The organism is Streptomyces sp. NPDC090077, assembly GCF_044747545.1.
In the GTDB taxonomy this organism is placed as follows: domain Bacteria; phylum Actinomycetota; class Actinomycetes; order Streptomycetales; family Streptomycetaceae; genus Streptomyces.
This window is the reverse complement of record NZ_JBIVEG010000001.1, coordinates 391,654-411,113: the sequence shown is the minus strand read 5'-3', so window position 1 is coordinate 411,113 and position 19,460 is coordinate 391,654. Positions and strand designations below refer to the sequence as shown.

The 19,460-nt window shown below is 76.2% G+C and carries 17 protein-coding genes; 5 read left to right on the top strand and 12 right to left on the bottom strand.

Going from position 1 to position 19,460, the window contains the following annotated elements:
• Positions 1-5: 5 nt before the first annotated feature.
• Positions 6-428: a DUF350 domain-containing protein gene (locus ACIPW5_RS01800; protein WP_125819052.1), complete on the top strand. Its 423-nt coding sequence runs from the start codon at positions 6-8 to the stop codon at positions 426-428.
• 73 nt (positions 429-501) lie between these two features.
• Here ACIPW5_RS01800 and ACIPW5_RS01795 read toward each other — a convergent pair whose 3' ends face one another.
• A complete protein-coding gene (locus tag ACIPW5_RS01795) occupies positions 502-1,713 on the bottom strand; it encodes a pyridoxal phosphate-dependent aminotransferase (protein ID WP_401238901.1) in 1,212 nt (403 codons plus the stop codon).
• A gap of 118 nt (positions 1,714-1,831) precedes the next feature.
• On the opposite strand from ACIPW5_RS01795, the gene ACIPW5_RS01790 reads away from it, so the two are divergent.
• The gene (locus ACIPW5_RS01790; RefSeq protein WP_401238899.1) at positions 1,832-2,491 is read left to right on the top strand and encodes a winged helix-turn-helix transcriptional regulator; all 660 of its coding nucleotides are present in this window, start codon (positions 1,832-1,834) and stop codon (positions 2,489-2,491) included.
• 19 nt (positions 2,492-2,510) lie between these two features.
• On the opposite strand, the gene ACIPW5_RS01785 is transcribed toward ACIPW5_RS01790, so the two are convergent.
• Positions 2,511-3,731, bottom strand: a complete 1,221-nt coding sequence (locus ACIPW5_RS01785) for an acyltransferase (protein WP_401238896.1) — start codon at positions 3,729-3,731, stop codon at positions 2,511-2,513.
• Complete coding sequence (locus tag ACIPW5_RS01780) at positions 3,728-4,771, bottom strand: alpha/beta hydrolase (protein WP_401238894.1); 1,044 nt, start codon at positions 4,769-4,771, stop codon at positions 3,728-3,730. The genes ACIPW5_RS01785 and ACIPW5_RS01780 overlap by 4 nt, the downstream gene beginning before the upstream one ends.
• Positions 4,772-5,024: 253 nt before the next feature.
• On the opposite strand from ACIPW5_RS01780, the gene ACIPW5_RS01775 reads away from it, so the two are divergent.
• On the top strand, positions 5,025-5,543 hold the full coding sequence (locus ACIPW5_RS01775; RefSeq protein ID WP_401238891.1) for a hypothetical protein: 519 nt from the start codon (positions 5,025-5,027) through the stop codon (positions 5,541-5,543).
• Between the two features lie 209 nt (positions 5,544-5,752).
• On the opposite strand, the gene ACIPW5_RS01770 is transcribed toward ACIPW5_RS01775, so the two are convergent.
• The 4 genes from ACIPW5_RS01770 to ACIPW5_RS01755 all read right to left on the bottom strand — a co-directional run bounded on the left by ACIPW5_RS01770 (position 5,753) and on the right by ACIPW5_RS01755 (position 9,911).
• Positions 5,753-6,928 carry a UDP-N-acetylglucosamine--N-acetylmuramyl-(pentapeptide) pyrophosphoryl-undecaprenol N-acetylglucosamine transferase gene (locus ACIPW5_RS01770; protein ID WP_401238889.1) on the bottom strand — a complete coding sequence of 392 codons (1,176 nt, stop codon included), beginning with the start codon at positions 6,926-6,928 and terminating at the stop codon, positions 5,753-5,755.
• A gap of 61 nt (positions 6,929-6,989) precedes the next feature.
• Entirely contained in the window at positions 6,990-7,787 is a 798-nt protein-coding gene (locus ACIPW5_RS01765; protein ID WP_401238886.1) for a GNAT family N-acetyltransferase, read from the bottom strand.
• A gap of 58 nt (positions 7,788-7,845) precedes the next feature.
• A complete protein-coding gene (locus ACIPW5_RS01760) occupies positions 7,846-8,526 on the bottom strand; it encodes a response regulator (RefSeq protein WP_401238884.1) in 681 nt (226 codons plus the stop codon).
• Entirely contained in the window at positions 8,523-9,911 is a 1,389-nt protein-coding gene (locus ACIPW5_RS01755; protein ID WP_401238882.1) for a sensor histidine kinase, read from the bottom strand. Before ACIPW5_RS01755 ends, ACIPW5_RS01760 begins: the two co-directional genes overlap by 4 nt.
• Positions 9,912-9,996: 85 nt before the next feature.
• Between ACIPW5_RS01755 and ACIPW5_RS01750 the strand changes: the two genes are divergently transcribed.
• Positions 9,997-10,392: a hypothetical protein gene (locus ACIPW5_RS01750; RefSeq protein WP_401238879.1), complete on the top strand. Its 396-nt coding sequence runs from the start codon at positions 9,997-9,999 to the stop codon at positions 10,390-10,392.
• On the opposite strand, the gene ACIPW5_RS01745 is transcribed toward ACIPW5_RS01750, so the two are convergent.
• The 3 genes from ACIPW5_RS01745 to ACIPW5_RS01735 all read right to left on the bottom strand — a co-directional run bounded on the left by ACIPW5_RS01745 (position 10,346) and on the right by ACIPW5_RS01735 (position 16,228).
• Positions 10,346-11,668 (bottom strand): hypothetical protein, encoded by a 1,323-nt coding sequence (locus tag ACIPW5_RS01745; RefSeq protein ID WP_401238877.1) that lies wholly within the window; start codon positions 11,666-11,668, stop codon positions 10,346-10,348. The genes ACIPW5_RS01750 and ACIPW5_RS01745 overlap by 47 nt on opposite strands.
• Before the next feature lie 27 nt (positions 11,669-11,695).
• Positions 11,696-13,273 (bottom strand): FAD-binding oxidoreductase, encoded by a 1,578-nt coding sequence (locus tag ACIPW5_RS01740; protein ID WP_401238874.1) that lies wholly within the window; start codon positions 13,271-13,273, stop codon positions 11,696-11,698.
• 111 nt (positions 13,274-13,384) lie between these two features.
• Complete coding sequence (locus tag ACIPW5_RS01735) at positions 13,385-16,228, bottom strand: AfsR/SARP family transcriptional regulator (RefSeq protein ID WP_401238871.1); 2,844 nt, start codon at positions 16,226-16,228, stop codon at positions 13,385-13,387.
• A gap of 340 nt (positions 16,229-16,568) precedes the next feature.
• Between ACIPW5_RS01735 and ACIPW5_RS01730 the strand changes: the two genes are divergently transcribed.
• Positions 16,569-16,997, top strand: coding sequence for a hypothetical protein (locus ACIPW5_RS01730; protein ID WP_401238868.1), 429 nt, complete (start codon positions 16,569-16,571; stop codon positions 16,995-16,997).
• 170 nt (positions 16,998-17,167) lie between these two features.
• Here ACIPW5_RS01730 and ACIPW5_RS01725 read toward each other — a convergent pair whose 3' ends face one another.
• Together ACIPW5_RS01725 and ACIPW5_RS01720 are read right to left on the bottom strand one after the other, a co-directional pair.
• Positions 17,168-17,830, bottom strand: a complete 663-nt coding sequence (locus tag ACIPW5_RS01725) for a class I SAM-dependent DNA methyltransferase (RefSeq protein WP_401238866.1) — start codon at positions 17,828-17,830, stop codon at positions 17,168-17,170.
• Between the two features lie 46 nt (positions 17,831-17,876).
• Complete coding sequence (locus ACIPW5_RS01720) at positions 17,877-19,334, bottom strand: IucA/IucC family protein (protein WP_401238863.1); 1,458 nt, start codon at positions 19,332-19,334, stop codon at positions 17,877-17,879.
• Positions 19,335-19,460: the final 126 nt, after the last annotated feature.

The following is a 19,460-nucleotide window of genomic DNA, read 5'->3' as shown; positions in this document are numbered from 1 at the left end:
TCTCAATGAGCGACATCGTCAACGGACTTGGCCGTACGAGCGCCTACGGCGCCCTCGGTCTGGTGCTGCTGATCCTCGGCATCGTCCTCGTGGACGTGCTGACGCCCGGGAAGCTCCCGAAGCAGATCTGGGAGGAGCGCAACCGCAACGCGGCCCTCCTGCTCAGCTCGGCGCTCCTCGGCATCGGCGGCATCGTCTTCACCTCGATCTGGACGACCTACGAGGACTTCGGCAAGGGCCTGCTGTCCACCGCCGCCTTCGGCGTGCTCGGCCTGGTCCTGATGGCCGTGGCCTTCCTGGTGCTGGACCTGGTGACCCCGGGCAAGCTCGGGGCCATCGTCGTCGACCCCGAGCCGCACCCGGCCGTGTGGGTCACCGCCTCCTGCAACCTGGCGGTCGCCGCCATCGTGGCCGCGTCCATCGCCTGACCGGCGCCCGACCACACGACGAGAGCGCCGCTCCCCACCGGGAGCGGCGCTCTCTCGCGTTCCCGGCACGCGCCTACTGGCGGTACCCGCTCAGGAAGCGGCCGATCCGGCTGATCGCCGCGTCCAGGTCGTCGGCGTACGGCAGGGTCAGGATCCGGAAGTGGTCGGGGCGGGGCCAGTTGAAGCCCGTGCCCTGGACGACCTGGATCTTCTCCCGCAGCAGCAGGTCGAGCACGAACCGCTCGTCGTCGTGGATCGGGTGCACCTTGGGGTCGATGCGCGGGAACGCGTACAGGGCGCCCTTCGGCTTCACGCAGGACACGCCGGGGATCTCGTTCAGCTTCTCCCAGGCGCGGTCGCGCTGTTCGAGGAGCCGGCCGCCCGGGCCGGTCAGCTCCTTGATGGACTGGCGTCCGCCGAGCGCGGCCTGGATGGCGTACTGGGCCGGGGCGTTGGCACACAGCCGCATGGACGCGAGCATGGTCAGCCCCTCCAGGTAGCTGCGCGCGTGCTGCCGGGGACCGCTCACCACCAGCCAGCCGGACCGGAAGCCCGCCACCCGGTACGTCTTCGACAGCCCGCAGAAGGTGAGGACGACCAGGTCGGGGGCGAGGACGGCGGCGCTGTGGTGGACCTCGTCGTCGTACAGGATCTGGTCGTAGATCTCGTCGGCGAAGACCATCAGCCCGTGGCGCCGGGCGAGTTCGAGGATGCCCTCCAGGACCTCCTTCGGGTAGACGGCGCCCGTGGGGTTGTTCGGGTTGATGATGACCACGGCCTTGGTGCGGTCCGTGATCTTGGACGCCATGTCGTCGAGGTCCGGGTACCAGTCGGCGGACTCGTCGCAGACGTAGTGCACGGCCTTGCCGCCCGCCAGGGTGGTCACGGCGGTCCAGAGCGGGAAGTCCGGGGCGGGGATGAGGACCTCGTCCCCGTCCTCCAGCAGTGCCTGCACGGCCATGGAGACCAGCTCGGAGACGCCGTTGCCGAGGAAGACGTCGTCCACCGTCACGTCGGTCAGGCCGATGGCCTGGTAGCGCTGGACGACGGCCCGGCGGGCGGAGAGCACCCCGCGCGCGTCGGTGTACCCGTGGGCCTTGGGGAGCATCCGGATCATGTCCTGGACGATCTCCTCCGGCGCCTCGAAGCCGAAGGCGGCCGGGTTTCCGGTGTTGAGGCGCAGCACGCTGTGCCCCGCCTCCTCCAGTGCGTTGGCGTGCTCGATCACCGGGCCCCGGATCTCGTAGCAGACCTCGCTGAGCTTGCTCGACTGCCGGAACTCCATGCCGTGCCCTCCCTGTTCCCGCTGTTCCGTACTGCGGTCCCGTACCGCTCCGGACCTCCTGCTTGGTTTTACCAAGTGAGAGCTTGGAAAGTCCAACATGTTGTCTAGACTGCGCTGCATGTCACCTCGTCAGCCACGCCGTCGAAGCTACGACCAGTACTGCGCCTCGGCCCGCGCCCTGGACGCCGTCGGGGACCGCTGGACCCTGCTGATCGTCCGGGAGCTGCTGGCGGGCCCCCGCCGGTACACCGACCTCCACGCCGACCTGCCCGGCGTCTCCACGGACGTACTGGCCGGCCGGCTCAAGGACATGGAGGCGCAGGGCCTGGCGACCCGCCGCAAGCTGCCGCCGCCGGCCGCCGCGACCGTGTACGAGCTGACCGCGCGCGGCGCCGGACTGCTGCCCGTGCTCACGGCACTCGCCGAATGGGGCGCCCCCGACCTCGCCGAACGCCGCCCCACCGACGCGCTGCGCGCCCACTGGTACGCCCTGCCCCTGCTGCGCCGCCTCCCCGCGACCGGGGTCCCGGCCGTGGTCGACGTGGTCCTCGACGAGGGCGTCTTCCACGTCCGCCTCGACGGCGAGGGCCCGGCCCGCGGGGACGGGCCCGTCTACGGGGACGGGCCCGCGGGGGCGGCGGACGCCCGCCTCGTCCTCGACGCCGACACCTGCCGGGAGCTCGGCGAGGGCGTGCTCGACCTGGCACGGGCCGTCCGGGAGGGCCGCCTGGAGGTGCACGGCGAGGGCCCGGCGGCCGCCGCCCTGCGCGGGGAGTGACCGCGCGCGGGACGACCTCCTACGCCAGGCCCAGCGCGAACACCGCGAAGCCCGCGGCCAGCAGCCCCGCCACGGTACGCCGTACCGCCGGGGCCCGGCGGCCGCGGGCCGGGGCGGCCTCGAACCGGCGGGCGTACCGGGCGATGACGGCCAGCAGCACCGCGAACACCGGCATCCACGCCGCCCGCGCCGCGATCCAGCCGAGGGTGTCGGGCGCCGTCGTCAGCCCGGCCACCGGGCCCGCGAGCGCACCGGGCACGGCCGCCGTCAGCATCGCCGTCTGGTGCCAGCACAGGATGGTCATCGCGGACAGGTTGACCACCACCACCGGCGCCCACAGCGCCGGCCGGGCCAGCAGCCCCGCCAGCCGGTCCCGCAGCAGGATCGCCGCCCCCGACTGCGCCGAGGCCAGGGCCAGCACCAGCAGCGACGGCGGATGCGAGTTGGTCCGCGCCTCGCCGGGCACCCCGACCATCGACGCCGGGTAGTGGAAGGCGAGCAGCAGCACCGCGAACAGCGCCGCCCCGCCCGCCAGCAGCAGCCACGCCCCGCGCCGGCCGATCCGCCGCCCGCCCCAGGCCACGCCGAGCTGGTACGCGAACAGCCAGCCCGGCAGCACGTTCAGCACCGACAGCCAGGACGGCACCGCATCGGACAGCGGCCCGTACCGCAGGAAGTCCACCACCGCGACCGACCCGATCAGCGGCGCCGCCGCCCACCCGCCGATCCGCTCCGCGGCCCGCACGCAGTACGGGGTCAGCGCCGTCACCACCGCGTACACCCCGACGAACCACAGGGGCTGGACCACCAGCGTGGCCCCCGTCCGCAGGGTGGCCTCCGGTACGCCCGCCGTGTACAGCGCGGGCGCGGCCAGCGCCCACACGGCCGTCACCCCGAGCACCGGCCGCCCCAGCCGGACCATCCGCCCCTTCAGCCACGCCCCGGCAGAGCCCGTGCGGCGGCGGAAGGAGAGCGCCGAGGCGTAGCCGCCGACCAGGAAGAAGATCCCGAGCATCTGGAGCACCCAGCTCGCCGGGGCGAGGGCCCCGAAGGCGGAGAGCGGGCTCGCGTTGTGCAGGCCGCCGTCCGCGTCGAGGGTGAAGCCGCCGAGCAGCCAGTGCCCCGTGGGCACCGCCAGCAGGGCCAGCGCCCGCAGGCCGTCGACGGCCCGGTCCCGGTGGGCGGGGGTCTGCCGGTCGATCCGGTCCGCCGCACCCCGCAGCAGCGTGAGCGCGCTCATCGGACCTCCCCCTTCGCGATCGCCGCGAACGCCGCCAGGGAACTGGTGCCGGGCGCGAAGTAGCCGGTGTGGCCGCGGACGTCGCCGGCGGGCACCCGGCGGGCGCCGAAGGCGGGGGAGACCGGGTCGGTGCCGTGGCCGAGGCCCGCGAACTCCACCTTCGGCACGTCCGCGATCCAGTCGGAGGGACCGCGGGCCGCCCACACCCGGGCCCGGGTGCCCAGACCGGCCGCGGTGCCGGCGCGCATGCCGGGGGAGCCGAGGGCCACGAGGTCGGCCGCGTCCGTGTGACGGGCCGCCAGCCCGCAGACCACCGATCCGTAGCTGTGGCAGAACAGCACCGGGTCGGGCGCCCCGACCGCGTCCAGCCCGGCCGTGAACCGGGCCAGCCGGACCGCGCCCGCCGCGGCCAGCCGCCCGGTCGCCGCGTCCAGCCCGACCCCCACCGGGGTGGTGTAGCCCGTCCACGCGATGACGGCCGTCCCGTCCCCGGCGGCCGCCCGCAGCGAACGGGCCATCCCGGCCGGCCCGGTGTGCGGGGCCCGTACGGCGTCGTGCGAGGCGGCGTCGTTGTCCGACCCCGGCACGACCACCGAGACGTGCGCCGCGCGCTCCAGGTCCCCGAACACCTCGACGACCTGCCCCCGCCCGCGCGGGTCGAAGGCCAGGATCTGCCGGCCCGGGTCGGCGAGGGAGGCGTAGCGGGCCTCACCCGTGGCGAGGACCGCCATCCGGTTGGCCTCGTACCGCAGGGGGAGCGGAGCCCCGTCCAGACCGCCGACCACGAGCGGGTGGGCCCGTACCAGCTCCCGGCGCGCCTCCCCGTCCAGGCCGGCGAAGAACCGGGCCACCTCGCGCGGGGACGCCCCCTCCGGATCGGGCAGCGCCCGCCCGCCCACCGACCCGGCCCGCCAGGCGGCGCTCCCGGGCGGCGGCCCGGTCACGGCGTCCCGGCTGTCCCCCGCCGCCCATCCCGCGGTCCCCGCGACGACGGCCAACGCCAGCGCGCCCGCAACGACCGTCCTACGGAAGCGGCGCATGCCCCTCCCCCTTCTCTCCTCGAACCGGCCCGGTACGGGCCGTTGACGAGGAGGAAGGTAGGAAGGAGGTACCCGGCCGCACGTCGCACCGTGGAGCCAACCCGCATGTCATACCCCAGTAGGGGGTGGAGGAGGAGACGCCCGGGCAAGCTCAGATTCCGATCAAGAAGCTTGTAGGGCCGGGCGGGCCGCGGACAGCTTCTGCACATCGCCCCGCCACTGACCGGGCTGGGGCCTCAACAGGGGGAATGACATGGGCACTTACGTGCGCAAGTTCGTCACGGCCGGCACTGCTTCGGCCGTGTTGGCCGGTGGGCTGATCGGGCTTTCGACGCCCGCTTCCGCAGCCGAGATCTGCGACGACGTCTACAAGCGCAAGTACACGGAGATCTCCTCCACGTGGCACAAGGTGGTCGCGCAGGGGGTCGTCGACAACCGTCGCAGCTCCGCCACCACGCGCGAGAGCGTCACCGCGCAGGTGTCCGCCAGCCTGACGGGTTCCGTCAGCGGCGAGATCGGAGGCACGCTCAATCTGGCGGCCGCGGAGATCAGCTCCAAGCTCGGAGTGAGCGTCGAAGCCAGCGCCTCCGTCGCGAAGGGCAAGACCGTGCTGATCGAGGTGCCCGCCCGCAAGCGGGTGAACTACAAGATCGGCATCAAGAAGCGGGAGTACCAGGTGTACGTGACGCACCAGTCCAAGAACTGCCGCGTCACCAACACCTGGGCGAAGGTCACGGTCGCGGACTCGTACACCGAGACCTGGAACAGCTGAGCTCCGGCGTCATCCCGGTCCGTATGACGGGCCGACCCGCCGATGGCCTCCGCCTCCCTCCGCTCCGCCGCGGACCGGGCGGAGGCCGTCGGCCGTTGTGCGGCCGGGGGCGGGCGTCGGGGCCGTGGACCGGCGGCAGAAGTGCGCAGGGGGCACCCGCAGGCGCTCGGGCGCTGCGGGTGCCCCCCTGGGGCCGGGTGGCGGGGGCGTCAGCGGGCGGCCGCCTCCAGGAGGACGTCCACCAGGCGCTCCGCCGCGTCCGGGCGGCCGTACGCGCGGGCACGGTCGGCCATGTAGGCGCGGCGGGCCGGGTCGGTCAGGAGCGGGCCGATGGCGTCGGCCAGGGCCTGGGCGGTCACCTCGCCGACCAGCGCGACGGCCGCTCCCGCGTCGGCCAGGTGCTGCGCGTTGTGCGCCTGCTCGTTGCCGGCCGAGGTCGCCAGCGGCACGAACACCGCCGGCTTGCCCAGCGCGGTGAGCTCGGCCAGCGTGCCCGCCCCGGAGCGGGACAGGACGATGTCGGCGAGCGCCAGCACGTCCGGCAGCTCCGGGCCGACGAAGCCCGTCACGTGGTAGCGGCCCGCGAGCACCGGGTCCAGGCCGGAGGCCGCGAAGCGCAGCTCGTCCACGTTGGCCGGGCCGCACTGGTGGATCACGTTCGCGTGGCTCAGCAGCCACGGCAGCACCTCGCGCACCACGCCGTTGATCTGCTGGGCGCCCTGCGCGCCGCCGGTGACGTAGACGGTCGGCAGCCGGCGGTCGAAGCCGGTCAGGTTCAGCGCGTGCACCGCCTTGTCGGGGTGCCCGGACAGGACCTCGGGCCGGACCGGGTTGCCGGTGACCACGGCGCGCCCGCGGACGTCTTCCGGCAGCAGCGGCAGCGAGGACTCCGAGGAGACGGCGATGCGGGTGGCCGACCCGGCCAGCTTGCGGTTGGCCAGGCCGAGCCGGACGGTCTGCTCGTGCAGCACCAGCGGGCGCTTGCACATCCGCGCCGCCAGGCCGGCCGGGACCGCGACGTACCCGCCGGTGGCGAGCACCACGTCCGGGGCGAACTCGGAGACGATCGTGCGGGCCTGGGCCACGCCCAGCGGCACCTTCGCCATGTCCTTCACGTTCGCCGCGGACAGCATCTTCAGCGGGTTCGCCGAACGGCGGATCTTCCCGGTGGCGACGGTCTTGAACGCGATCCCCTCGGCGGGGGCGACCCGGGCCTCCAGGCCGTCGGCGGTCCCGATCCACAGCACGTCGAGGGTGCCGCCGGTGGCCGCGAGGCGGGCCTGCAGGGTACGGATCGCGGTCAGGGCGGGGTAGGTATGCCCACCGGTCCCCCCGCCAGTGACGAGCAGCCGGAAGGAACGGGGAAGCGCGGAAGAAAGGTTCACGCGGCCACCCTAACCGTGGCACCGGAGCCCGCCGCAACCGCCGTGTCCCGGGAGCCGCGTCTCACGGGCGCGCCGTGAAGGTGGCCTCCGTGAACTCCGTGACCTCGGTGAACCCGAGCCTGCGGTACAGGCCGACGGCCGTGGCGTTGTCCGCGCGGACGTTCAGGCCGATGTGGTCGATGCGGCCGGCGTCCTGGCCCAGCCGACGGCACAGCTCGGCGACGCAGGCCCCGCCCGCACCCCGCCCGCGGACGTCCGGATGCGTGGCGACGTTGCCGATGGCGGCGACCCGGTAGGCGGGCGAGTGGACGTGCACCCCCGCCACGGCCACCAGCCGTCCGTCCTCCCGGGCGCCGACGTACTGGCCGGTGTCGAGCATCCGGTGGTCGAACCAGTTGCCCGGATAGGCCCGGGCGAACAGTTCGAGGAGCTCCGGCAGGTCCGCCCGCCCCAGCGGGGCCGGGCGCCACGCGCCGGCCGGGTGCCGCTCGGCCGCCCCGGGATCGGTCAGGGCCATCCGCAGCAGGGTTCCGTGCGTACGCACCTCGTACGCGGACTCCAGCACCTTCACGGCGTTGCCGGTCAGGTGCCCGAAGAAGCGCCGGGGCAGTACGGGGAGCAGCGCCCCGGCCAGTTCCTCCAGCGCGGCGCCCTGCTCGGGGCGGCTGAAGCCGAGCAGCGTCGGGACGTCGCCGACCGCGTACAGCAGGGCCACCGGCCCGTCCTCGGACACCGTGTACCAACTGGTATGGGGCCAGAGCAGGTCGTCGAGGTCGCCGAGCTCCATCAGGTGCATCGCCGGGTCCCGGTCGAAGCGGGCGGCCAGGGCGGATCGGTCGTGAAGGCTGTGCAGAGTCACCGGGCCAGCCTACGGGGCGGCCCGCCGCGGTCTCCGGGGCCCTGCCGGAACGGCGTCGTCAGCCCTGCTCGCCCGGCCGGACCAGGCCCGCCTCGTACGCGAAGACCACCGCCTGCGCCCGGTCGCGGAGGTCCAGCTTGCCCAGGACCCGGCCGATGTGCGTCTTCACCGTCTGCTCCGCCAGGACCAGGTGGGCGGCGATCTCCTGGTTCGACAGCCCCCGCGCGATCAGCTCCAGCACCTCCGTCTCGCGCGGGGTCAGGCCGTTCAGCCGCAGTGCCGGATCCTTGCGCGGTGTCGGCCGCTGCCGCACGAAGTCGGAGATCAGCCGGCGCGTCACCGACGGCGCCAGCAGCGCCTCGCCCGAGGCGACCACCCGGACCGCCGCGATCAGGTCCGCCGGCGGGGCGTCCTTGAGCAGGAACCCGGACGCGCCCGCGCGCAGCGCCTCGTACACGTAGTCGTCGATGTCGAAGGTGGTCAGCATCAGCACCTTGGGCCGGTGCGTCACCCCCGGCGGCGGGTCCAGCAGTTCGCGGGCCGCGGAGAGTCCGTCGAGCTCCGGCATCCGTACGTCCATCAGCACCACGTCGGGGTGCACCGTGCGCGAGACGCGGATCCCCTCGCGGCCGTCGGGGGCCTCGCCCACCACGTCGATGTCGGCCTGGGCCGACAGCAGCGCGGCGAACCCCGCGCGGACCATGGCCTGGTCGTCGACGATGATCACGCGGATGGTCAACTGGGCTCCTCGGCGCGGGAGTCGGCGGGCAGGGGCGGGTCGAGGGGGAGCCGCGCGGCCACCCGGAACCCGCCGTCGGGCAGCGGGCCCGCGTCCAGGGTCCCGCCGGTCAACCGTACGCGCTCGCGCATCCCCACCAGGCCGTGCCCCGTCCCGGAACCCTCCAGCTCCACCACCGCCTCCCGGGCCGGGCCGTTGACGACCAGGACCAGCACCTCGCCGTCCTCGGCGGAGTGCGTCACCGAGACGCGCGCCGTCGCGCCCGGGGCGTGCCGCACCACGTTGGCGAGGGCCTCCTGCACGATGCGGTACGCCGACAGGTCCACCGCCGGCGGCACCGGCGCGTCCGCCAGCCCCGCGGCCAGGGAACATTCCACCGGCTGCCCCGCCCGCACGGTCGCCTCCACCAGCTGCTGGATCCGCGCGATGCCCGGCTGCGGCGCCCGCTCCCCGTCCGCACCGCCGGAACCCGAATCGCCGCGCAGCACCGTCAGCAGCCGCCGCATCTCGCCCAGCGACTCCCGCGCACTGGCCGCGATCGCCGCGAACTCCTCCCGCACCGGCTCCTCCATGCCGGGCAGCCGGTACGGCGCGGAGTCCGCCTGCACCGTGATCACCGACATGTGGTGGGCCACCACGTCGTGCAACTCCCGTGCGATCCGCGCGCGTTCCTCCAGCAGGGTGCGCCGGGCCCGCTCCGCCTCGCTGATGCTCTCCTGTTCGGCGGCGCGCTGGCGGGCGTCACCCAGCCCGCGCAGCGCGCCCGTCACCGCGAGCACGCAGCCGCTGAGCACGAACAGCAGGGCCACGGTGTTCGTCACCCCGTCCGGGGCGAAGAAGCCGAGCACCACCCCGGCCGCACCCGTGGCCAGCCCCACCTGGACCAGCGTCCGCACGGGCTCGCGCAGCCCCAGGCACACCATCAGCGCCAGGTACCCGACCACCACCATCGGCGTCCACGGCCAGGAGTGCCCGGCCACCCGGTCCGCGTCGGCCAGCAGCAGGGCCGCCCCGAGGACGTCCGCGGCCAGCACCAGGCCCCAGGCGGCCACGGGACGCGACACCGCCAGCAGCAGCGGCACCGTCTGTGCCACGCCGAGGGCACCGGCCCAGCCGCCGCCCATTCCGTAGTCGTTGGTCAGCACCGCGATCGTCACCGGCAGCAGCGACACCACGAAGACGCCCATCACGGCGAAGGGCAGCATCCGCTGCCACGCCCGGGGCGCCCGCGCCAGCAGCGGTTCGCCCGCCCGCGCGGGCGTCCGCAGCGCCACGGCGAACTGGGCGAACGTGCCCGGTCCGCCCGCCCCGCGGGTCCTCGCGGCCGTCCGCCCCTCCGGGCCCTTCTCTCCCCTGCCGTCCGGCGTGCGCACTCTCAGCCTCATGATCCCGCCAGCCTATGCGCACCGGCCGTCGCACGGGATCCGCGGCGGGCTCGTTCCCCCGGCGCATCCCGCTCGTTGAGCGGGCATGGAGCTGCTGCCGACCATCGCGGGGCCGGGCGTCGGTGAACGGGCCGACGCCGCGGCCGATGCCGCCTGCCACCTGTACGACGCCGTCGCGCCCTGGAGCGGCGGGGGGCCCGGCGGGTGGAGCCGGACCGCCGTCGAGGACGCCGCCGAGACCATCGAGACCACTGCGCACGCCCTCGCGTACGTCCACCCGCGCGCCGAGGTGATCCTCGCGCCGGTGCACGCGGCCCTGGCGGACCTGCGCCGCCAGCTCGCGCTCGCCCCGGCCGACCAGCTGACCGCCGGCGGCGTCCCGGCGACTCCCCGTACGGTCGGCAACCCGCGCCGCACCCGCTGGGAGCGGGTGCTCACTGCACCAGCGCCCCGGCAACCGCCGTCTGGTACAGCTTCCTGATCTCCGCGCCGAAGTAGGAGCTGTACGAGGTGTCCGCGGTCGGCCCGCCCGTCTTCCAGCCGCCGATCACCCCGATGACGTCCCCGGTCATCGTCTGCGCGTTGTAGCGGGCGAGGAAGGGGCCGCCGCTGGTCCCGCCCGGGTAGCCGGTGCAGTCGATCCGCAGGAAGGATCCGGGGCTCTTCGCGTCGGTGCTGGTGAACTTGGTCGTCTTGTTCACGCACGTGCGCGGCCGGGCGGCGGCCGCCGGATGGCCGATCAGGGTGACCTTGGACTGGTTGAAGGCGGCCCCGGTGACGAGCCGGTTCCCGCCGACGACGTCCTCCACCGGCAGGCCGTCGGCGCCGGGCCCCACCTGGGCGAAGGCCACGTCGAGGGTGGCCGCCCGGTCGGGTCCGTCGGTGCGGTACCGGGGGGCGATCCACACCTTCGAACGGCCCGCGGCGTTGCGCAGCACCGGGAAGAGGCCGTACGGGCGCGGCTTCGCTCGCGTGTACTGCGGGACGAAGGCCACCTGGCGGGTATCCGTGCCGAGCAGGCAGTGCGCCGCGCTGAGCACCATGTCACGGCCGGGGGAGGAGACCACGCTCGCGGTGCAGAAGTAGGCCCCGCTGCCCTGCATCACGAACATGCGGCCGACGACCGGGATCCCGTTGAAGTCCTGCCCGACGCCGTTCACGGCCGGCACCGCGGCCTTGACGGGCGAGCTCGGCGCGGGCGCCGGCGCGGGTACGGCGGGCTCCGCGGGCGGCCGGGGCGCGTCGGGTCCGGTCGGAGGCACGGGTGCCGGTACCGGGGGCACGGGCGCGTCGGCCGCCGTGTCGGGGACGGCGGCGTCGGGGACTGCGGCGTCGGGGACGGCCGGGCCGGGAACGATGGCGTCCGGGACACCGGCGTCGGGGGCGGCCGGCTCGGCCTGGTCGGCCGGGCCCGCAGCGTCCGCGGCCGGGGACGGGGCCGCCGCCGGGGACGGGTCCGGGGTGGCGGGACCGGCCGCCGCCGGGGCGGCGGGGCCGGAGGCCGGGACGGGGTCCGCGGCCGTGCCGGTGCCCTCGCCCGTTCCCGTGCCCGTTCCCTTGCCCCTGCCCGGTTCGGGCACGGGCAGGGCGGAGGCCATCCGGTCCTCCGTCCAGAACGCCGTCGCCTCCCGAGCGGACCAGTGCTCGGAGGCCGCCTCGGCCCGCTCCGCCGGCGCGACGGGCAGCGCCCCGCCCGGCAGCATCAGGGCGGCGGCCGCCGCGGCCGCCGCCGTCGCCACCGTCAACAAACGTCGCATGTCTCGCACGCTCCTGTCGTCGCCGTCCTAGACGGCCTGGGGGAAACGGAACAGCCTGTCCGGGTCGTGGGCCCGCCTGATCCCCTCCAGGCGGGGGAGGTTGGACCCGTAGTACGCCTCGCGCCAGCCGGCGAGCTTCGGATCGGCGTAGTTCTGGTAGGCGCGGCCGCCCGCCCACGGGCGCAGGTCCCGCCACAGCCCGTCGAGCCAGCCCTCGTGCCGGGAGACCTCGGCGGCCGTCGCCGTCCGCGGCCAGTACGCGAGGTACTGGGACAGGAAGGCGCTGTCCCGGTGCACGAACGCGGTGGCCGCGGCCGGCACCCGGTTCACGGCCCCGCCGCAGACCCCGTCGAACTGGACCACCCCGAACCCGCCGGGCGGCGCCTCGCGCCCGTAGCGCCGGACCGCGGCCAGGACCGCCGCCACCGCGCCGTCCGGCAGCCCCGCACCGCCCCAGAAGTCCGAGCGGGCCGCGTACGAGTCCCGGCCCAGCAGCCCCCGCGGGTCCCGGCCGGGCAGCCGCCCCGGCAGCCTGCACTGCCCGGGACCGCGGTCGGCGCAGCCGGCCATGGCCCGCACGGTGTCCCCGTAGCCGCGTACGGCGAACCAGCCGTCCCGCGCCTCCCGGCCCACCAGGCCCACCAGCCGGGACAGCTCCCGCTCCAGCTCCGCCCGCCCGTCCAGGCACACCGCCCGGAAGGCGGGGACGGCGTCCCGGCCGGCCTCCACGGTGAACTCCACCTGGCTCCAGAACGGGTCCGGCAGCGCGCCCAGCCAGCGCTGCCAGCCCCGCACCAGCGCCGCGGAGTCCCCGGCGGGCCAGTGCAGTTCGGCGTACGCGGCATCGCCCACCGGATGGGTGCGCAGCCGGAACTCGGTGACCACGCCGAAGTTGCCGCCCCCGCCGCCGCGCAGCGCCCAGAACAGGTCGGGGTTCCGGTCGGCGCCCACCTCCCGGACCACCCCGTCCGGGGTGACCACGCGGGCGCCCGAGAGCCGGTCCGAGGTGGTCCCGTAGGCCCGCGAGCCCAGCCCCAGCCCGCCGCCGAGGGCGAGCCCGGCGATGCCGACGGAGGGGCACAGCCCGGCGGGGACACCCAGGCCGCGCGCGGCGAGGACCCCGTGCACATCGGCGAGCCGGGCCCCCGCGCCGACCCGCGCCCCGTCACCGTCGACGGTCACCGAGGCCATCGCCCCGGTGTCCACCACCAGGGCGCCCGCGGCCGTCGACCACCCCGCGTAGCTGTGGCCGCCGCCGCGCGGCACCACGGCCGCGGCGGACCGGCGGGCGAAGTCGAGGCAGACGGCCACGTCCCCGGCGTGCGCGGGGTAGGCCACGGCTCCGGGCGCGACGGCGTCGTAGCGGGGCTGGAACAGCTGCCGGGCCTCGGCGTAGTCGGCGTCCCCCGGCAGGACCAGCCGGCCGTCCATCGCACGGCCGAGCGCCCCGAAGTCGGGCCCCGGCCCGGCCGCCGTACGCGCACCCCGGCGCGGCCCGCCGCCCCGCGGACCGTCCGCCCGCGCGCCCGTCCCGGTGGCGGGGACCGCGGCGGTGACCGCGGCGGCGGCCGTACCCGCGAGGACCCGGCGGCGTGGAAGGCTCATCCCTCCTTCCTGCCACCGCCGGGCCCGATCGCCGAGCAGGCGGGCCCGCCGCGCGCCGGTTGCCGCCCGAACGGACCACGGCCGGGCCGCCGGGCGGGCCCCGCAAGGGGATTAACGTTCCGTCAACGCCGCCAGCGCCGCGCGGGCCGCGCTCTCGCCCTCCTCGTACGCATGGGCCCGCGCCTCCCGGACCGCGTCGTCGAGCTGGCGCACGGCCTCGCCCCGGCGGCCCGTCGCCGCCAGCGCCTCGCCGTACAGGGTGCGCAGCACCACCCGGCGGGGCGCCGCCGCCGGCGGGGCGGCCAGCGCCAGGCCGCGCACCGCGTGGTCGGCGGCCTCCTCGGGCGCGCCCACGGTCAGCAGGTGCTCCGTGAGGTGCTGGTGGGCCAGGGCGGCCGTGTCCGTGCGGCCCACCCGCTCGGCCAGCTCCAGCGCCGAGGCCAGCAGCTCCGCGGGACGGGCGCGCGCGCCCGCGCGTAGGAGCGCGACGGCGAGGTTGATCCGGGCGATGGCCTCCGCGTTCGCGTCCCCGGCCAGGGCCGCCAGGCCCGGTGCCCGCTCCAGCTGCGCGAGGGCCTCCTCGGGACGGCCCTCCTCGGACAGCACCCAGCCCAGCAGCGCCCGGGTGCGCGACTGGGCGCCGGGGTCGCCGTCGGCCTCGGCACAGGCCAGGGCCCGTTCGAGCAGGGGCACCCAGCCGTCGCGGACCTGCCACACGATCAGCGGCCACTGGAGCAGCACCAGCCGCCAGGCGCGGCCGTGCAGCCCGGCGGCGACGGCCGACTCGACGGCGCCGCGCAGCGCGCCCCGTTCGGCGGAGAACCAGGCCAGGGCGTCGGCGCGGTCCGCGAACGGCCGTACCGGGGCGGCCCGCCGGGTTCCGGCGGGCAGCGCGCAGCAGGGCTCGCTGCCCGGCTCGGCGGCGGCGCAGGCCGCGAGGAGCGTGCGCAGCCAGTGGTCGAGCAGCCGAAGCAGCCCCTCCGGGTCGTGACCCGGCGACAGGCTGCGGGCGTAGAGCCGGACCAGGTCGTGCAGCACGTACGACTGCGGACCCGCCTCCACCACCAGCTGGGCGGCGGCCAGCTGGTCCAGGGCGGAGGCCGCCTGGCTGGGCAGGCAGCCGCCCAGCGCGGCGGCGGTGCGGACGTCGAGGGCGGCCCCGGTGTGCGGTCCGAGCTGGTGGAACATCCGCCGGGCGGGCTCCGGCAGCTGCTGCACCGTGAGGTGGAGCGCGGCGGAGACCCCGGTGCTGCCCACGTTGAGCAGGTCCAGCCGGGTGTGCTCGTCGGCGAGTTCCCCGGCGAAGGCGGCCAGCCCCTGGTGCGGGCGGGTGGCGAGCCGGGCGGCCGCCACGCGCAGGGCCAGCGGCAGGCCGTCGCACAGCCCGGCGAGGCGCGCGGCGGCCTCCGGATCGGAGGCGATCAGGTCCGGGCCCAGGACGGCGGCGAGCAGCTCGGCGGACTGCGCCGCGGGCAGCTCGCGCACCGGTACGGGGCGGGCGGCGTCGGAGACCACGAGCTCGCCGAGCCGGCTGCGGCTGGTGACCAGCGTGACGCAGCCGTCGCCACCGGGCAGCAGCGGCCGCACCTGTTCGGCGTCCCGGGCGTTGTCGAGCACGACCAGCATCCGGCGCCCGGAGGTCAGCTCCCGGTAGCGGGCGCCGAGGGCCTGCGGGGAGTCGGGCATCCGCTCGGCCGGGAGCCCGAGCGCGAGCAGGAACTCGCGCAGCACGGAGGTGGTGTCACGGGCCGGGATGGGGCTGTAGCCGTGGAGGTCGGCGAAGAGCCGGCCGTCGGGGAAGTCCTCGCGCCGCCCGTGCGCCCAGTGCAGGGCCAGCGCGGTCTTGCCGACGCCGGCGCTGCCGGTGAGCATGACGACGGGGCCGGGGTCGCCGGCCGCCGCCCGGCCCAGCGCGGCCAGTTCGCCGGTGCGGCCCGTGAAGCCGCCGGGGCGGCGCGGCAACAGCTGGGGCCCCGTCACCGGGCGGGCCGCCGGGGCCGCGGCGGCCCGTGCGTCGGCTCCGGCGGCTCCGGTTCCCGCGGCCGCGGCGGCTGCGGCGGTTCCGGCACCCGCTCCCGTACTGCTGGAGGCTGCTGCCCCGCCGGGCGCCCCGGGCGTCCCCGCGGCCGTGCCGGATCCCCCGGCGGCGCCGGCCGTCCCGGTGCCGGTCGCGGTGGTCACGGTCACGGGTGCCGTCGCGGCCCGCGCGGGCTCCTCGGCCCGCAGCAGAGCGGTGTACGCGTCCGAGAGCACCGCTCCGGGATCGACGCCGAGCTGCTCGGCGAGCAGCTCCCGCGTGCGGTGGTACCAGTCCATGGCGTCCGACTGCCGGCCCGACCGGCCCAGCGCCAGCATCAGCGCGGCGACCAGCGGCTCCCGCAACGGGTGCAGGGCGGCCTCGGCCCGCAGCAGAGCCGCCGCGGCGGTGTGCTCGCCGAGCAGCGAGTGCGCCCCGGCCAGCTCCTCCACCGCGGCCAGCCGCAGTTCGTCCAGCCCGTGCGCGGCGGCCTCCAGCAGGGGACCGCCCACGGTCCCGCCCAGCGCGGGCCCCTCCCACAGGGCGAGCGCCTCCTGGAGCAGCCGTACCGCCCGGGCGGGTTCCCGCTGCTCCCGGGCGAGCCGGTGCAGCTGCTCGAAGCGCTGCGCGTCCACCAGGGATTCGGGCAGCCGCAGGGCGTACGCCGGTCCCTGGGTGAGCAGTTCGATCCCGTGGGCGGCCGCCCCGTGCTCGGCGAGCAGGGAGCGCAACCGCGAGACGTGGCCCTGCAGTACCGTCCGGGAGTGCTTCGGCGGGTCCTCGTCCCACAGCGCCCGGGTCAGCCGGTCGACGCCCACGGCCGCGTTGGGCCGCAGCAAGAGCATCGCCAGCAGGCTGCGCCGCTTGGCGGGGCCCAGTTGTACGGGCCTTCCGCACTCCGCCACCAAGGAGACCGTCCCCAGCACGCGGAACTCCATGCATGCCCCTTCCATTCACTTTCCCCCGCCTGAGCATATGTCTCCGCATTTCGGCGCATGAGGGCGATCCCGGCCAATCGCCTCGGGCCCCCCGCACCACCCCGCACCGCCCGTACCTGCGACGACGCGCGGACGCCCACCGGAACGACGGTGTGGCACAAGGATCGCCGACGTTCCCTTAGCGCTGCGTTAGGGCTCCGTTTGCGGGCGCTGGAAGGCTTCTCCACGTCGGACGGTCCGCACCACGGCACCCGCCCTCCCAGCCCCGTGTGGGGCGGGGGCCCGGTGCGGACCGGCCGGCGTCCTTCCGAAGACGAGTGGGAAACAGGGAGTCATCCTCATGGCGTTATCCATCGTCCGTGCCACGGCCCTCGCGGCCTCCACCCTCGCCCTGGCGGGCGCCGCGCTGAGCGGTGTGGCCTCGGCCGCCCCGGCGCCGGCCCCGAACCCGGCGGCCGCCGCGGGCTACTGCCACGTGGCCGGCCTCGGCGGCGACTACATCTGCGAGTACGGGGAGGCCTGGCAGACCTTCCCGAACGGGACGCGGCAGGTCTTCATCGTCGGCACCGACTTCGCGGTGTGGACCCGGTGGAACAACACCGGCGGCGGCTGGTCCGACTGGCAGTCGCTGGGCGGCACGGTCCGCAGCGGCGTCCGCATCGAGGGCAACAACACGTGGACCCCGACGATCTCCGTGGTGGGCATGGACGGCGAACGCTGGTACCGGCACCGCTTGAACAGCGGCAGCTGGACCGGCTGGCAGAGCTGACCGCCCTCCCCGAACCACCGGGCGGGCGCTGCGGCGCTGCACCTCCGCGCCGCCCGCCCGGTTCCCCGCCGCCCGGCGCGCCGGCCCTGGGACGGCCCGCGCGCCGGGCGCGATCGCGTCCCGTGCCGGGCCCCGTGCCGGGGTCGGGGCCCGGCACGGGCGGAGGCGTCTCAGAGGGGCGGCTCCCGGGGGTCCTTGCGGGCCAGCAGGAACCCCTGCGGCCCCTGTTCGCGGGCGCCGGGCCCCCGCACCATCCGGGCGACCTCCGCCAGCCCCGCCCCGGCCAGCAGCGAGGCGATCAGGTCCGGCGGGGTCCCGTACACGTCGAGGTCGACCGGATGCCCGTAGGCCCGGTCGAGCCGCCGCTGCCCTTCCTCCGCCTCGAACGCGACCAGCGCGTAGCCCCCCGGCGCCAGCACCCGGGCGAACTCGGCGAAGACGGAGGGGAGTTCCCCGGGCGGCGTGTGCACGGTGGCGTACCAGGCCAGGACCCCGCCCAGCACCCCGTCGGCCATGTCCAGCCCGGCCATCCTGCCCACCTCGAACCGCAGCCCGGGATGGCTGCGCCGGGCCACCGCCACCATCGCGGGGGAGAGGTCGACACCGAAGACCCGTACGCCGCGCCCACCCAGGTACGCCGCCACCCGGCCCGTGCCGCAGCCCAGGTCGGCGACCGCCCCGCCGCCCCCGCCGCGCACGTGCTCGGCGAAGGCGTTCAGCACCGCCCGGTCCAGGGGCCGGCCCTCCAGATCGCCGCTCAGCAGCCGGGCGTGGTCGACCGCGACGGTGTCGTAGGAGGCCTGGACGGCACTGAGCCGCGAGGTCTGTGTCATGCCCCTGAACAGTAGCCCGTCCGGCCGCCGGGCTCACCCCCGCGGCTCACCGCCCCCCGGCGAGCGGAGGGGGCAGCTCCGCCCACTGGTCGCCCGGCACCCCCGGACTCAGCCGCATCAGCGTGAGCGCCTTCACCGGCAGCGGCCCGTCCCGCAGCGCGGCCGAGTCCGCGGTGGGCGCCGCGGCGTCCAGCCCGGCCGCGAGGCACTCCGCGAAGGCCCCGGCCGAACCCGCCGTCGAGGCGAGGGCCCCGGCCGCCAGGGAGCCGAACAGCTTGCGCCGCAGGACCGTCTCGTCGTCCGTGACGAGCCGCCCGGAGAGCGGCGGCACCGGCAGGCCGTGCCGGGCGAGCCGGACCGGGCTGATCCGGATGTCGGCCAGGTCCCGGTAGACCAGCCGCAGCGGGCTCCCGTCGGCCGCCAGCACCACCAGCAGGTTCTGCCCGTGGGCCTCCAGCGCCACCCCGAGGTCCAGCACCCGCAGGCACACCGACAGCGCCAGCCGGGCGAACGCGGCCCGCCACGCCGCCGACTCGGCGAGCCCGGTCCCCGCCAGCGCCGCCACCGGCACCACCCGCTCACCGGGCCCCGCGTACGCCTCCGGGGGCTCGCGGAGCACCGCCGCCAGGTCCGGGCCGTAGGCGGTGGCCGCGCCCAGGGTGCGGGTGATGTGCAGCCGGCCGTCGAGCCGTTCGGTCAGGGCGTGGGCGAAGGCGGACACCACGGCGGCCGTCTCCACCGAGTACGCGGAGATGTCCCGGACGGAGGAGGTCAGCCGGGTGCTCAGCGCCGTCTTCACATGGGGGCCGCCCGCCGCCGGGGCGAGCGTCCGCAGCGCCATCAGCGGGTGCGCCGCGAACCCCGGCAGCACCTCCTCGCCCTTCAGGACGTGTTCGGCCTGCCAGGGGTGGACCGGCACCAGGATCCGGTCCCCGTCGCGCAGGTGCTCCGGCCACTCCCCGGCCATCAGGCACTCCGCCGCCCGTACGGGGACCAGCCCGAGTCCCACCAACGGCCCGTGCTCCGGTGCGTACGCCAGCTGCTCGGCCACCGTGAACCCGGGGCGGGAGCGGCAGTTGGGGTGGTACGGGTGCCCGTCCACCACCCGCTGCTCCCACTCCCACCCCGCCGACGGCTCCGCCCGCCCGCCGGCCGGCTGCCCGGCCCGGGACAGGGCCAGGGAGGCGGTGCTGTCGTCGAGTTCGGCGGCGAAGGCCGCGCCGTGCGGCACCCGCAGCGCCTCGACCAGCCGGGCCGCCTGCCGGTGGGGCCGCCCGTCGAGCCGCACCTCGGCGACCCGGGAGCCCGTCGCGTACGGGTCGGCGCGCGGCCCCTCCAGCCGCCCGCCGCCGGCCAGCAGCACGGTGAGCGAGTCCGGCCCGTGCTCCCGGCCCGCCACCCACGGCAGCGGCTCGAAGGCCAGCGCCCGCCACAGCCGGGTCAGCACGGCGGAGCGGGCCCCGGCGAGCGAGGCCTCGTACGCGGCCCCCAGCCCGGGCCGCACGCCGGCCAGCGCGACGGCGACGGCCTCCTCGGCGGCGGTGGCGGGGGAGTGCCCGGGGTCGGGCGGGGAAACGTGCCTGCTGCGGTCCAGGGGTCCGGTCCTTTCGGGTCGTTCAACCGATGATCA